The 13,627-nt window shown below is 47.4% G+C and carries 9 protein-coding genes; 3 read left to right on the forward strand and 6 right to left on the reverse strand.

All coding sequences use genetic code 11. The annotated features are described in order from the left end of the window. The first annotated feature begins 106 nt into the window (after positions 1–106). Positions 107–1,507, forward strand: a complete 1,401-nt coding sequence (gene pepV / locus STRDD12_RS03900; protein WP_197456649.1) for a dipeptidase PepV — start codon at positions 107–109, stop codon at positions 1,505–1,507. Positions 1,508–1,839: 332 nt separating this feature from the next. Here the strand turns inward: pepV and STRDD12_RS03905 are convergent, their stop codons facing one another. The 6 genes from STRDD12_RS03905 to STRDD12_RS03930 form a co-directional block, all read right to left on the reverse strand. Continuing rightward, complete coding sequence (locus STRDD12_RS03905; RefSeq protein ID WP_066915337.1) at positions 1,840–3,681, reverse strand: bifunctional homocysteine S-methyltransferase/methylenetetrahydrofolate reductase; 1,842 nt, start codon at positions 3,679–3,681, stop codon at positions 1,840–1,842. A gap of 18 nt (positions 3,682–3,699) precedes the next feature. After that, positions 3,700–5,937: a 5-methyltetrahydropteroyltriglutamate--homocysteine S-methyltransferase gene (gene metE / locus STRDD12_RS03910; protein WP_066915339.1), complete on the reverse strand. Its 2,238-nt coding sequence runs from the start codon at positions 5,935–5,937 to the stop codon at positions 3,700–3,702. 231 nt (positions 5,938–6,168) lie between these two features. After that, positions 6,169–8,421, reverse strand: coding sequence for a Cna B-type domain-containing protein (locus tag STRDD12_RS03915; RefSeq protein WP_066915341.1), 2,253 nt, complete (start codon positions 8,419–8,421; stop codon positions 6,169–6,171). Between the two features lie 252 nt (positions 8,422–8,673). Further along, on the reverse strand, positions 8,674–11,016 hold the full coding sequence (locus tag STRDD12_RS03920; protein ID WP_066915342.1) for an endonuclease MutS2: 2,343 nt from the start codon (positions 11,014–11,016) through the stop codon (positions 8,674–8,676). Between the two features lie 153 nt (positions 11,017–11,169). After that, positions 11,170–11,715 carry a CvpA family protein gene (locus tag STRDD12_RS03925; RefSeq protein ID WP_066915343.1) on the reverse strand — a complete coding sequence of 182 codons (546 nt, stop codon included), beginning with the start codon at positions 11,713–11,715 and terminating at the stop codon, positions 11,170–11,172. Continuing rightward, positions 11,712–11,969: a hypothetical protein gene (locus tag STRDD12_RS03930; RefSeq protein ID WP_066915344.1), complete on the reverse strand. Its 258-nt coding sequence runs from the start codon at positions 11,967–11,969 to the stop codon at positions 11,712–11,714. Before STRDD12_RS03930 ends, STRDD12_RS03925 begins: the two co-directional genes overlap by 4 nt. A 108-nt stretch (positions 11,970–12,077) precedes the next feature. Between STRDD12_RS03930 and rnhC the strand changes: the two genes are divergently transcribed. Together rnhC and lepB are read left to right on the forward strand one after the other, a co-directional pair. Next, positions 12,078–12,980, forward strand: a complete 903-nt coding sequence (gene rnhC, locus STRDD12_RS03935; protein WP_066915345.1) for a ribonuclease HIII — start codon at positions 12,078–12,080, stop codon at positions 12,978–12,980. 9 nt (positions 12,981–12,989) lie between these two features. Beyond that, entirely contained in the window at positions 12,990–13,622 is a 633-nt protein-coding gene (lepB, locus tag STRDD12_RS03940; RefSeq protein ID WP_066915346.1) for a signal peptidase I, read from the forward strand. Positions 13,623–13,627: the final 5 nt, after the last annotated feature.

Here is a 13,627-nt window from a genome sequence, read left to right on the forward strand (position 1 = left end):
AATCTATCTTTCTTATGGCTAGGTATCAATTTTTCTGATACCCACATGACTGGTATTTCTCATCACTTTACCGTAAGATAGAGGTATGACAAGGAGGTCAGCTACTATGGACTGGAAAGCAATCATTCAACCCTATCAAGAAAAATTATTAGAGGATTTAAACGGGCTTTTGCGCATCCCATCCGTCAAGGACCCTAATAGCGCAAGTCCAAAGGCCCCCTTTGGCCAAGCTATCGATCAGGCCCTGGCTTATATGTTAGCTTTGGGTGAAAAGAACGGCTTTACTTCAAAAAATAGCGATCATTACGCCGGCCATCTAGATTTGGGGCAAGGTGAAAAAACCTTGGCAATTCTCAGCCATTTAGATGTCGTGCCGGCCGATGCTAGCCAATGGACCACCCCACCTTTTGAACCCACTATCCGCGAGGGAAAACTCTATGCCCGTGGCGCTCTTGATGACAAGGGACCTAGCCTCATGGCTTTTTATGCCGTCAAAATTCTAAACGACCTCGGCCTCACTTGGACCAAAAAAATCCGTCTCATCTATGGAACAGACGAAGAAAACGACTGGGAAGGAGTCAGCTACTACTTCCAAAAGGAAGCCATGCCGGATTATGGTATCGTTCCAGATGGCATTTTTCCCATGATTTATGCTGAAAAAGGGGTCGTAAACCTTGACTTGAAAAAGAACTGGCAGCCAGAAGCTCTTCTTTCTTTCCACTCTGGCTCTGCCTATAATCTTGTCCCTGATCAAGCCCAAGCCACGCTGGATTGGCCTCGGGATCTGACTAAGGCATTTACAGAATTCTTAGCCAGTCATCCGGTGACCGGCCAGATAGAGCGGACGGACCAAGGTTATCAATGCCTCATTCTCAAAGGGAAAACAGCGCATGCTGCTGGTCCTGAGCAAGGCATCAACGCTGCCCTTTATCTCTGGCATTTTTTAGCCAGCTTAGATTTCTTCCCAGAAAGCAAGGCCTTTCTAAGCTTAGTGGATGAAGCTCTCTTTGAAAAAACGGACGGACAGGGTCTGGGGCTTGCCGCTAGTGATGAGGAACTCGGTGCTGTTACGCTAAACCTATCGAAAATCAACTGGCAAGCTGGCCAACTCACCCTGGGCCTCAACTGGCGATACCCTGCTAGCTATGATTTTCAAAAGGCTTATCAAAGGCTGACCGCTTGGGGAACTGCTAGCGGGTTTGACCTTAGCCTCATCTCCCACAGACAGCCTAGCCATACCGATACATTGGCCCCTGAAACCCAGATTCTCCTTGAAACCTACCGTAAACACACGGGTGACCAGACACCACCATTAGCGATTGGCGGTATCACCTATGGCCGCGTCTTTGACCGTGGCATAACTTTCGGTCCCGCCTTTCTTGGAAAACCAGCCACCCTCCACCAGCCCGACGAGTACATCGCCCTTGATGACCTCTGGAAAGCCTTAGAAATCTACTGCGATGCTCTCTACCAGCTAGCAACCTTAGAAGGCTCCCAAAAGGCCTAATCCTTATCAGGCTAAAAATTAAAATTTTTTCAAGACTTCCCTTGGGTGAGGCAGGGACAATAGCGAATGCAAACCTATGCCATGCTTCAAGGTTGAACCTAAACTAGCCATGTTTTCGAGCGCATGAAACAGAATCTGTTTCATGCGTTTTTCTTAGGCTAGAAAGGCTAGGGCCTTGTTTGCAAAAACGGTCTTTATCTGATTTTATGAGCAGGTTTCTTTAGAAAGGAAGCCCCCTCCTTTCTAAGACAAGCAAAAAAGAGAGAACCAAAGGGTTCTCTCTTTTTTCTAGGATGGACACTTTCGGTCACATGTTACTGCTCCAATAGCTATCAGCCTACTTTTCGTGCCTTTTTCTTATCATTGATATAATCCACCAGAGCGACGGTTAAATCATAGCGCATGAAAGGTGTAATCAGGTAAATCCCATTAAAATGGGCAAGGGCTCGGTCAATCAAGGCCTTACTTTCATCCAAGGCAATCTGTTGACAAGCCTCCTTGTCATCTTTTTTTTCTTCCAATTTTTCCAAGAAGGACTCACTGAGCTGAATGCCGGGAACTTCATTGTGGAGAAAAATCGCATTATTATAGCTGGTAATGGGCATTATACCGACAAAAAATGGCGCATCATAAGGCTTGGTCACTTGGGCCAATTCATCAATAATCTCACCACTGAAGACAGGTTGGGTAATGAAATAATCTGCTCCAGAAGCTATCTTGCGTTCGATGAGTCGTCCCGTCCGTGCCAAATTTTTAACATTGGGGTTAAAGGCAGCCGCTACGGTAAAATGCGTCGCTTTTTTAAGACTCGCCCCGCTGTAGCCTTTGCCACTATTGAGTTGCTGGATCAACTGCAACAATTTAAAACTATTGGCATCATAGACGCTAGTTGCTCCGGGGAAATCCCCCATTTTGGAAGGGTCGCCTGTAATGGCCAAAACATTATCAAAGCCCAGCACATCCATCCCCAAAAGACGGGACTGCAAGCCAATCATGTTGTGGTCACGGCAGGCCAGATGCAGTAAAAACGGGGTATCAATTTCATCCTTAAGGCTGGCAGCCAAGCTAAGATTACAAATCCGTGTCCGCGCCAGAGAATTATCCGCCAATGTGATGGCTGAAACGCCACTTTGGTCCAGGGCCTTGACCCCTTGCGTAAAGGCTGTAATATCCAGGTGTTTTGGCGGGTCTAATTCCGCAATGACCGTGATATCTTTTCTTACCTTATCAACTAAGGTGTGCCCACGGTGCGCTGTCGCAATCAGCTCATCTGGCGATGGCAAGGGGGTAATGACCTTACGATGGACAGGTTCAAGCCCACGAATGGACCGCTTAATCGCCCGAATGTGCTCAGGTGTTGTGCCACAACAGCCCCCAATAATACGTGCCCCTTCGTCCACCAAAAGCTTAGCCGACTGGCCAAAATAGTCCGCATTGGAACTAAAGCTGTAGGCGCCATCGTCTTGAATGGCCAAAAGACTAGCATTAGGGTAGACGCTCAGGTAGGATTGGGCAAATAGAGGCACTTGCTTAAGGGACTGAATCATATGATAAGGCCCTAGATGGCAATTGAGTCCCACCACATCAGCACCGAGCATGACAAGTTGACTCATGACTTCCACAAGTGGTTGGCCATTTTCTAAAATACCCGCTTCGTGAAGCGAAAGATTAGCCACAATAGGCAAATCGGTGAGCGGACGGACAGCCTTGATGACAGCCAGGAGCTCTTCGGCATCATAGTAGGTCTCAAACAGCAGACCGTCCAAATGGTCACCGCTTGTGAGAAAAGATACCTGCTCCAAGGTCTCAGCGATAATCTCATCCAGAGTCAGATCGCATTGCCGCAAGCCTCGCGAGGCACCAACCGTGCCCAGGACAAATGTCCCTTCTCCAGCCACCTCACGCGCAAGTGCCACACCTGCCCGGTTGATCGCTTCGGCATCTTGATCAAAGCCGTATTGTTTGAGACGATGGCGTTTAGCAGCATAGGTATTGGTTTGAATAATATCAGCCCCGGCTTTGATATAGGCCTGGTGGACACGTTTGACCTCTTCGGGTCGAGAGATATTATAACTCTCATAACAATTATCCAAGCCATTGGCATACAAAAGCGTGCCCATAGCCCCATCGGCTACCAAAACTTCATTGGCTAAACGTTCTAATAAACCTGGCATAGGCACCTTCCTTTTGTCTTATTTACCGAATTTTTTACGCACATCTTTGGTTGCTTGAACCAAGACTTCAAGAGCAGCAATTGTTTCTGGTTCGCGACGGGTCTTCAAACCACAGTCAGGGTTAACCCAGAATTGTTCCAAATCCAACTGGTTGAGTGGGCGTTCGATATTTTTAACCACTTCTTCTTTGCTTGGTACACGTGGTGAGTGGATATCGTAAACCCCCAAACCGATTCCCAATGGGTAAACGGCTGTTTCAAAGGACTCGATGATGTCCCCGTGGCTACGGCTGGTTTCGATAGAGATAACATCCGCATCCAAGTCACGGATAGAATCAATAATTTCATCAAATTTAGAGTAACACATGTGGGTGTGGATTTGCGTATCATCCTTGACAGATGACGTTGCCACACGAAAGGCATGAACAGCATCGTCTAGATAAGCCTTTTGTTTAGCCTTGCGCAATGGCAAACCTTCACGCAGGGCCGCTTCGTCTACCTGAATGATAGCAATGCCAGCATCTTCGAGCAACTTGATTTCATCTTTGATTGCCAAACCAATTTGGTTGAAGAGTTCACGACGTGGAATATCTGTCCGTTCAAACGACCAGTTTGTGATAGTGATTGGTCCTGTTAACATTCCCTTCACAGGTCGGTCAGTCAAACTTTGAGCGAAGACTGTCTCTTCAACTGTCAGCGGTTGAATGTGTTGCACATCCCCATAGATAATTGGTGGTTTAACAGCACGAGAACCGTAAGATTGGACCCAACCAAGTTTTGTGGTTGTAAAGCCAGCCAATTTTTGTCCGAAGAATTCGACCATGTCAACCCGTTCAAACTCACCATGAACCAGAACGTCAATATCCAAGTCTTCTTGAATTTTAATCCAGCGGGCAATTTCTGACTTGATGAACTCTTTGTAGTCTGCATCACTGATGTCCCCACGTTTCCACGCCAGACGTGTCCGACGGATTTCAGGTGATTGTGGGAAGGAACCAATCGTTGTTGTGGGCAAGGTTGGCAAGTGCAGACGGTCTTGTTGCACTTGGCGACGGACCTTGTAGTCATGTTGGCGTTGGGTTGGTACCTTATCCAAGTCTTCCAAATCCACATTTCGGAAATCAGCTGCCTGAAGGGCATCGTAATCCGCAACATGCTTGTCATAGGCTGGATTTTCAACGCCATCCGCCTTTTCTGCCAAGAGTTTGATTTCGGTCAATTTTTCATCGGCAAAGGCCAAACCATTTTTAAGGACAGGGTCCAAGTCCGTTTCATTTTTAGTGGTGACTGGGACATGCAAAAGAGAACTTGACGGTTGGATGACAACTTCTTTGGCATGGTCTTTTAGGGTCGCAATCAGCTCTTGTGTTGTGACAAAGTCATTCGCCCAGACATTACGGCCATCAACCACACCTGCAAAGAGGGTTTTGCCATCAAAGTAACCCGCTTCAACCGCTGCAAGGTTTTCTTCTAGACCATGAACAAAATCCAATCCAAAACCAGCAACTGGCAATTGAGACAAGACCTTAGCATCAATCAGGGCTTCAAAATAAGTTTGGAAAATGAGCTTAGCTTGAGGGACTTCCTTAGCAAAGTAAGCGTAAACCCCTTTAGCAGCCTCAAGCAAATCATGGCCTTCATCTGTCACAAAGATAGGCTCATCCACTTGAATGTAGCTTGCCCCCGCATCAACCAATTCTTGGAAGACTTCCTTATACAAAGGCAAGAGTGATTTGATGGCTTGCGTGTAATCTTCCACACCGCTCGACAAAGCGACGTAGGTGATTGGTCCTGTGATGACAGGTTTTGCCTTATCCCCGACAATCTCACGCGCTTCCTTATAGAGGTCCAAGAGGCGGTGGTTGGTGATTTGTGGTTTTTGTTTAGACCACTCAGGCACGATATAGTGGTAGTTGGTGTTAAACCATTTCTTCATCGAAGAAGCCACATTTTCTTTATTTCCTCGCGCAATGGCAAAGTAAAGGTCAATATCCTTATCTTCTTTGGCAAAGCGTTTAGGAATGATATTAAACTGCAAAGAGAGATCCAAAATGTGGTCATACAAAGAGAAATCCCCTACTGGAATGAGGTCCAAACCAGCTTGATCTTGTTTTTTGAGAAATTCTAGGCGCAATTCTTTAGCTTGTGCAAACAAATCCTCTTGGGAAATTTGACCTGCCCAATAGCTTTCAATCAGTTTTTTCCATTCCCGGTTTTCTCCCAGACGTGGGTATCCTAAGCTTGAAATCTGTGTCATCACAATCCTCCTTGGCTCTTTTGAGAGCGTAAACTATATCTGTTTATTTTTGCTATGAGAAAATATTACCCTAGAAAGCCTATTAAATCAATGGTTTTGGGGTTTCTATCTTTTTATGACGTGGTATAGTTTTAAACTATGCGGTTAGAGTTTGTTATAGTTTTAAACTATAACTCCAACCAAAAAGAGTTCGAGCAAAGACTCAAACTCTTTCCTACTTTTGTATAGGCATCACAGTTCCTGACGCTCTTCGACCTCTACTAGCCCCATGCCCAAATAGATGAGACTGACACCCACAAACAGGGCGCCAAGATTTTGGCCATCGCCTGTCTGAGGCAGACGCTCTCTAGGCTGATGGCTATTGGTGACGGTCAGGCCGTCATAACTGGCTTCATAGCCAGCGACAGGGTCTTCTGTTAACTGGTAACGGATTAACTGCCCATTAGCATACTTAGGCAAATCTGTGAGGTCGTAAACCCAACTATCGCCTGCTTGTCGGCTGATGGTAAAGGTTCGCCATAGCTGGCCGTTGGCATAGAGGTGCATGGTCACCTGCCGAGGACGAAGACCGTCTTTATCGCTCGCGTCTCGCCAAAGCTTGGTCACCCGTAGCGACATCACTTGGGTGAGATGGCTATTGGTGACTTGGTAATCCGCGACTTGGCTCGTATAACCGACTACTGGGTCTTCTACCAGGCTATAATCGATGCGCTTGCCGTCGCGCATTTGCGGTAAATCCGTAAAGAGATAGCGCCAATCATCCTGAGCAGTGACCTGTCTGATAGCCACTTCTTGACCGTCTGCCAAGAGACGTAGGGTAATAGCTGACGGACGCAGGCCGTCTTGGTTATTGGCATCCTGCCAAGTTTTGCGACCTGATATGGTCAAGACCTGTGGCGCTTCTGGACGATTTGGAGGGAGGGTTGGGGAATTGACCACCGTGAGACGAGCTGTCTGGTCAACACTTGAAAAATCACTGGCCGAGATATTCAGGGTGCTTGTGTTGGCGGTATAGCCTTCAGGAGCACTGATTTCCGTCAAGCTGTAATCGGCCTTTTCTAGCCCACTAACAGCAATCAGCCCGTCAGTCGTCGTTCGATAGACACCAATCAACTCCTTATCTCTGTTTCTGGTCAAGCGGAATACAGCATTAGCGAGTGGTCGCCCGTCTGGACTCACTTTTTTGATGGCAATATGGTAAATATAGCCCTGAGCTTGGCCACCGGCCAGTTGCGTATAGGTCGTGTTGGTCACTTGATCAATCGGATTTCCCTGACTGCTTAAGCTGGCCGTATTAATGAAAAATTGGCCATTATTCGGACGGTCGGTCAAGCGCACCTGGTAGCCTATCCAAAAGCCATCGGTTGACGAGAGATCCCCTAGATTGAGACTAAAGGCATGCTGGCCTTCACCAAACTGGACAGGATAATTTGCCGTAACATCCGTCCGTGACATTAAGGCCCAAACAGCGTTAGCCGACTGCCAGACCCAAGTGCCTTTTTCAATGGTAAAGGATTGCGGGAGGTATTGCCCTGTACTTGCGTCGATGGCATCGGAAATGACTGTTTGAGGCAAATCTTGCCCCGAACGATTGATAGCCAGATAGTATTGGACCACCTGTGGGTCTTGACCCTCTACCCAACTGGCCTTACTGATAGGGCGGGCAGCCAAGTAGCCGACAGGGCCAACGCCGGCAAAGGTTACCTGACCCGCATAGTAGGTCTTGTGGTTGACCGTAAGGGTTAAAGGAACAGCCTGAGCCCCTGGGATGACGGTATGGTCGATACGGGCATAAAAGTGCAGGCTACCCGTGATGTCATAATGGTCAGTCACATAATCTGTATAGGTTAACCTAATCGTTTTTTGACTGCCATCGATATGGGCAGTGGCCACCAGATTGCCTTTATCGTCTAAGACATTAAAATCAGAACTGGTCGGTGCTAGACTGGTCGGTAGTTGAATAAGCGTATAATCTCCAGCTTGTACCTGACCATTGGGGAGAGAAAAACCAGCAGAGATTTCAAAGGTTTGCCACTGGATGAGAGCGGTTGTCGCCAAGTCGGTCCCATCAATACTAGAGACCGACACACCTGTCAACACATCATTGACAGCTTGACCGCCCGCAGCTCGATCTTCAGCGTCAGAGACTGCGACAGATGAGCGATCGGTAACCGACGCTTCCTCCCTCTCTGGTTCAGGACTGGCTTCATCAGTTGTTTGTGGCTGAAGACCAGACGCCTCTTCTTCTGGCTTACTCGTCCGAGTGTCTGAAGGAGAAGGTTCAGTAGCATCTGTTAGGGAGGTGTCCACGCTAGTGGTGTCTTGTGAGGGTTGGGTGGCAGGCTCCTCTGAGACCAGACTGGTTTCAGGAGAAGCTTCCCCACTAGCGACATCTTCTGCGAGAGCACCCAAGGGAGTCGCTAAACTAGCGACTAGTAGAATAACCAAGAACAGGTGATTCATCACCTTTTGTAGGCCTTTCATGGGTCATCTCCTTTTCGCTTTAAGGAACAGTTCAGGATTTCTCACCCAAATTTTAGCACGGGTTTTTGTTTTTTACAAACGCTTACAAACATAAGAACTGGTGAAAACAAGAGCGATTTCAACATTAGGAGTGTTTGTTGACACATTAGGAAAATCAAGCAAAATTCCATACACTTGTCATCACTGATAAATGTCAGTTTTGCTTAAAAAAACAAGTCAAAACCTAAGTTTTGACTTGTTTTTATGGCCTGCTTAGCCCTTGAAGGTCACTACAGTTACCCCGCTACCGCCAGCATTCTGAGGCGCATAGGCGTAGTTTTTGACATGTTTGCTCCTTGACAGGTAATTTTGCACCCCTTCACGGATAACTCCCGTACCTATACCGTGAATAATATCCACTTGCGCTAGATTATTGAGCAAGGCTTGGTCAATGAAATCATCTAGCATAGCCATGGCAGCCTCATACCGTTGCCCCCGCAAATCCAAGCGGGCTGAAGCTTTTTGGGTCTTTTGCCGTTTGACCCGACGACCGCCAGCGGTCTGCCCTCCAGACCTTTCTGAAGATTTATCCTTGCGGTTGAGGGTAAATTCATCAGCTTTTAGGGTCATCTTGATAAGACCAACCTGAGCCTCCCAGCGGCCATCCTTGAGCTGATTCGTTAGGGTTCCTCTTTGCCCATAGGCGGTTACCGTGATTTCGTCACCAACTTTTGCAGCCTTAACCTTTTTCGCTTTTTTGAGCACTTTATTTTTGGACAAATCCGGCTCGGGAACCAGTTTTTTCAGAGCCCCCTTAGCTTCGATGACTTGGTGGGGTTTTAACTGGGCACGATGGTCCAAGTCTTTGAGAATGGCATCACTTTTTTCCAAAGCCTTGTCTACAATTTGACGGGCTTCTTTGGTGGCCTCTTCCACTTCCTTGTCCTTGGCGTGATTGAAATCATTGTAGAGTTTTTTCAGAGCCCGATTGTATTTGTAATTTTCCTGCTCTAAATCTCGAATCGTGTCCAAACGTCTCGCCGTTTCCTCACTTTGGGCTTCCAAACGCTCGATGATACGGTTGACGTCATTCGAAACATCTACCAAACCTTGCGCCGTTTCAACGATAGTGCTAGACAGTCCCAAGCGCTGGGCGATGTCAAAGGCATTAGACCGCCCAGGCACCCCTTGCATAAAGTGGTAGGTGGGCTGTAAGCTCTCCATGTCAAAGGACATGGAAGCATTGACCACACCAGGCGTTTCAATCCCATAGGCTTTTAGCTCAGGATAATGCGTTGTCGCTACTGTCCGAGCGCCTTTCTCCCGTAAATTTTCTAAAATAGCAATGGCCAAGGCCGCCCCCTCTTGAGGGTCGGTCCCTGCCCCCAGCTCATCCAACAAGACAAGCGAATGGGCATCGGCACGCTCGATGATAGAGACGATGGCAGTCATGTGACTCGAAAAGGTCGACAAACTTTGTTCGATGGATTGCTCATCCCCGATATCTGCAAAGATTTCTGTAAACAAAGTCACCTGTGACCCTGTATCTGCACAGATAGGAAGGCCTGATTGGGCCATGATTTGCGCCAAACCAAGGGTTTTAAGTAAGAGGGTCTTCCCACCTGTATTTGGCCCTGTAATCAGAATACTCTGCATCTCTGCATCAAATAGGAGGTCGTTAGCGACAGGTTTTTCTAATAAGGGGTGAACAACATGCAGGAGGCGAACACCGCCATCTGGGCTAAAGGTCGGAAGGCTTGCCCCATAGTCACGTAAGAAACGATACTTGGCCCGCACCAAATCCAAATGCCCCAAAAGCCAAGCGGTATTAGCCAAACTCTGCACCTGAGGACGCAAGAGGTCAGAGAAACCACGTAAAATCCGACGAATTTCGTGGCGCTCAGCCGCCCGACTCTGCGTAATGGATTCGCTCAGAGCGACCACCTCACGCGGTTCGATATAAACCGTGTTGCCCGAAGCCGAAATATCATGGACAATCCCCTTGATACGGTTGCGGTAAGTGTTTTTTACAGGCAAGACGCTGCGCCCATTCCGATCTGCCACTAGTTGTTCTGTCAGCATGTCGCCTTTATCTTTGACAATGCTTTGTAAGACCTGACGAATAGCCTGTTCATCCCGCTGAATCTGACGCCGAATACTTTCCAGCTCAGGACTGGCAAAGTTTTCCAAAAAACCCGCCTCATTAACCGCCAAAAAGGCTCCCGTCAGCTGAGGATAACTTTCCATCTTTTCAAAGAGCTGGTCTAGGGCAGAAAGGCTGACATTATCAAGCCCTTGATAAAAATCACGCACCTTCTGGCTTTCCGACACTAAACGTTTAATCGCTAAAAGATCCGCCAATGACAGGTCTGCCTGAAGTTCAACGCGCTTTAAAGGTTCACTGACCCGATCCAGCCGACCAAGATCTAAGTGGTGCTGAACGCTTTCCATCTGGGCAAAATCCGCCACCTGCGCCCACTGGTCCTGGATTTTTTGAGCATCCGTCAAAGGGACCAACTGCCCTAACTCTTCCTCCCCCATTTGTGTGGTCAAATAAGGGCGGAATTTTTCTTTCACCTGATCAAATTCTAAGAGAGATAACACTTTTTCATTCATAGCTTCTATTATAGCACGATTTGTCAAATAAATAGTCAGCGACTTCAGCTAGGAAAGGGGAATGGAAAGACAGGCAACAAAAAAGAAGAAACTGCCAGACACAGTCCCTCCCTTTCTTTTGTGATAACACGCAACTGGTAGTCTACAGACCGACTAGATGCCAACCGTCCACCAAGTCTGGATGAGTTGGGTAAAAGGCCAAAAACCTTTAACCAAAAAGGTAACCATTGGCGAACCTGTCAAAAGCCCCTGCACACCCGCCTGGGTGATGGTTGCTAAAATGTTAAAAAACATACTCAGACTCACCAAGGTTACGAGCAAGGACAAGCCTGCCGCCACCCAGCGACTCCAGGCGAAAGCCCAACGATCTAGCTTGGCAAAATGCACCAGAATGCCCAAAAAACGACAGAGCAGATAGACAGCCAAGTAGATTGTAAAGAAGGCTACCCCATTGTAAAAAACACCATCTAACTGAAGCAAATCAATCTGAGTAAAAAATGACTGCACCGACTCCTGGGTCGGGTTAGAATAGGGCACCCAAAGTGAGATAGCCTGTGCCAGAGGCCGATAGTTAAAGTAAGCCACCAGCACACTTAACAGACTGGCTAGACTGTAGTAAGCCTGCAAGAGCAACCCCCGGTTATAGCCGATATAACATTGCCAGGCACAGATGACCAGCAAAAGTGCAGATAATATCATGCTTTGTCCTCTTCGGCCTCAGGGTGTTCTTTTTCATCCCAGGCCATTTCGCGTTCTAGCTGTTTGGAGAGGGTATTGATAGCCATCAAGATAGCCACCGTCTCATCGTCTGCCTTGGGCAATTTCTCTTTAATGGTGTCATATTTTTCATGGGCCAAGCGTTCAACTTCTTCCATAAAAAGGTTGTCTTTATCCGTTGTCAAGGTTAATTGTTTTTCCCCGAAGGTAAATTTGTATCGATTTTTACTTGTCATAAGGTCACCTCACCTTCTATTATAGCGAAAATCTCCTTTTAGGACAAACTTGGACCTCAGAATGGTCTCGGTTTGAGTTTGATCATTATTTATAGTAAAATGAAGATTATGACAACTGTTGTACTAAAAGCTGACCCCACACTGGAGGCACGCTTAATCGAAGATTTCAAAGCCTTTCAAGTTCCGGCAAAACAAGCCTATATCCGTTTCATGGCAAAACCTCAAGGAGCAACCCTATCTATCTATAGTTCCGGCAAGGTGGTTTTCCAAGGTTCCAAAGCCCAAAGTCTGGCTGCGGCCTATGGTTTCCAGCCTGAAAGCTCTCAGCAGGCTATCGACCAGAACCAGCCCTACATCGGGACAGATGAAGTGGGCAATGGCTCCTATTTTGGTGGATTAGCGGTCGTGGCTAGCTATGTCACACCTGCTGACCATGCCTTTCTACGAGAGCTGGGGGTGGACGATTCTAAAAAACTCACCGATAGCCGTATTCGTGAGATTGCGCCTCAACTCATGGCAAAAATCCCTAACCAGCCCTTACTGCTGACACCAGAGCGCTACAACTCCGTCGTCGGCCAAGGAAAACCCTACAATGCCGTGTCAGTCAAGGTAGCCTTGCACAACCAAGCCATCTACCTGCTCCTAGAAAAAGGACTGCAACCTCAGGCCATTGTCATCGATGCCTTTACCAGCGTCAAAAATTACCAGCGCTACCTCAAACAAGAAAAAAATCATTTCCCCCAAGAAGTGCACTTAGAGGAAAAAGCTGAAGGCAAGTACCTAGCCGTCGCTGTGTCGTCCATCATTGCACGCTACCTCTTTTTGGATAATCTTGACAAGCTCTCTGCCCAAGTAGGGATGTCCTTGCCAAGTGGCGCATCCGCTCAATCCGACCAGGTGGCTAGCCAATTGCTCCAGCAAGGTGGTCTGCAAGTTCTCAATCAAACCGCCAAACTACATTTTGCCAACACCCAAAAGGCCCAAGCCCTTGCAGGCAAGGCCCAGTCATAAAGGAGTTTTATGCTTAAATTTTTACGAGAATGGGGCGTTTTTTTCCTCATTATTATCTTATGTACTCTCTCTCGGATTTTCATCTGGTTCCCGGTTACAGTTGATGGGCACTCCATGGACCCGACCTTGGCCAGTGGCCAGCAACTCTTTGTGGTAAAAACCGCAAAGATTCAACGCTTTGACATTGTTGTCGCCAATGAAAAAGAAAACGGTCAAGTCAAACAAATCGTTAAGCGGGTCATCGGCATGCCAGGGGATACCATCACCTACCAAAATGACATCCTTTACGTCAATGGCAAAAAGACCAAGGAACCTTATCTGAACGCCTACATCAAGGCCTTCAAAAAGGATAAGCTACAAAGCACCTATACTTACAACGCAGATTTCCAGACACGGGCCACTAATTCCGAAAGTTTCACCACTTCTGTCACAGCTTCCGGAGAACCCGACTCGTCTAACTTTACCATCACGGTTCCCAAAGGCCAATACTTGCTCTTAGGAGACAACCGTATCGTCTCAAAAGACAGCCGTGAAGTCGGTACCTTTAAACGCAGTGCCATCGTTGGCGAAGCCAAATTCCGCTTTTGGCCTATCTGGCCTTTTGAAGTAGGGCCACTATCTGCCTTGAGCTTTTCACTCTAACCTAA

It is taken from the genome of Streptococcus sp. DD12 (genome assembly GCF_001578885.1).
GTDB lineage: Bacteria > Bacillota > Bacilli > Lactobacillales > Streptococcaceae > Streptococcus.

Excerpts from the sequence above, each read along its gene's own strand:
- STRDD12_RS03920 (WP_066915342.1), bottom strand. The coding sequence starts at position 11,016 with ATGAATGAAAAAGTGTTATCTCTCTTAGAATTTGATCAGGTGAAAGAA.
- pepV (WP_197456649.1), top strand. The coding sequence starts at position 107 with ATGGACTGGAAAGCAATCATTCAACCCTATCAAGAAAAATTATTAGAG.
- STRDD12_RS03905 (WP_066915337.1), bottom strand. The coding sequence starts at position 3,681 with ATGCCAGGTTTATTAGAACGTTTAGCCAATGAAGTTTTGGTAGCCGAT.
- STRDD12_RS03915 (WP_066915341.1), bottom strand. The coding sequence starts at position 8,421 with ATGAAAGGCCTACAAAAGGTGATGAATCACCTGTTCTTGGTTATTCTA.
- metE (WP_066915339.1), bottom strand. The coding sequence starts at position 5,937 with ATGACACAGATTTCAAGCTTAGGATACCCACGTCTGGGAGAAAACCGG.
- rnhC (WP_066915345.1), top strand. The coding sequence starts at position 12,078 with ATGACAACTGTTGTACTAAAAGCTGACCCCACACTGGAGGCACGCTTA.
- lepB (WP_066915346.1), top strand. The coding sequence starts at position 12,990 with ATGCTTAAATTTTTACGAGAATGGGGCGTTTTTTTCCTCATTATTATC.
- STRDD12_RS03925 (WP_066915343.1), bottom strand. The coding sequence starts at position 11,715 with ATGATATTATCTGCACTTTTGCTGGTCATCTGTGCCTGGCAATGTTAT.
- STRDD12_RS03930 (WP_066915344.1), bottom strand. The coding sequence starts at position 11,969 with ATGACAAGTAAAAATCGATACAAATTTACCTTCGGGGAAAAACAATTA.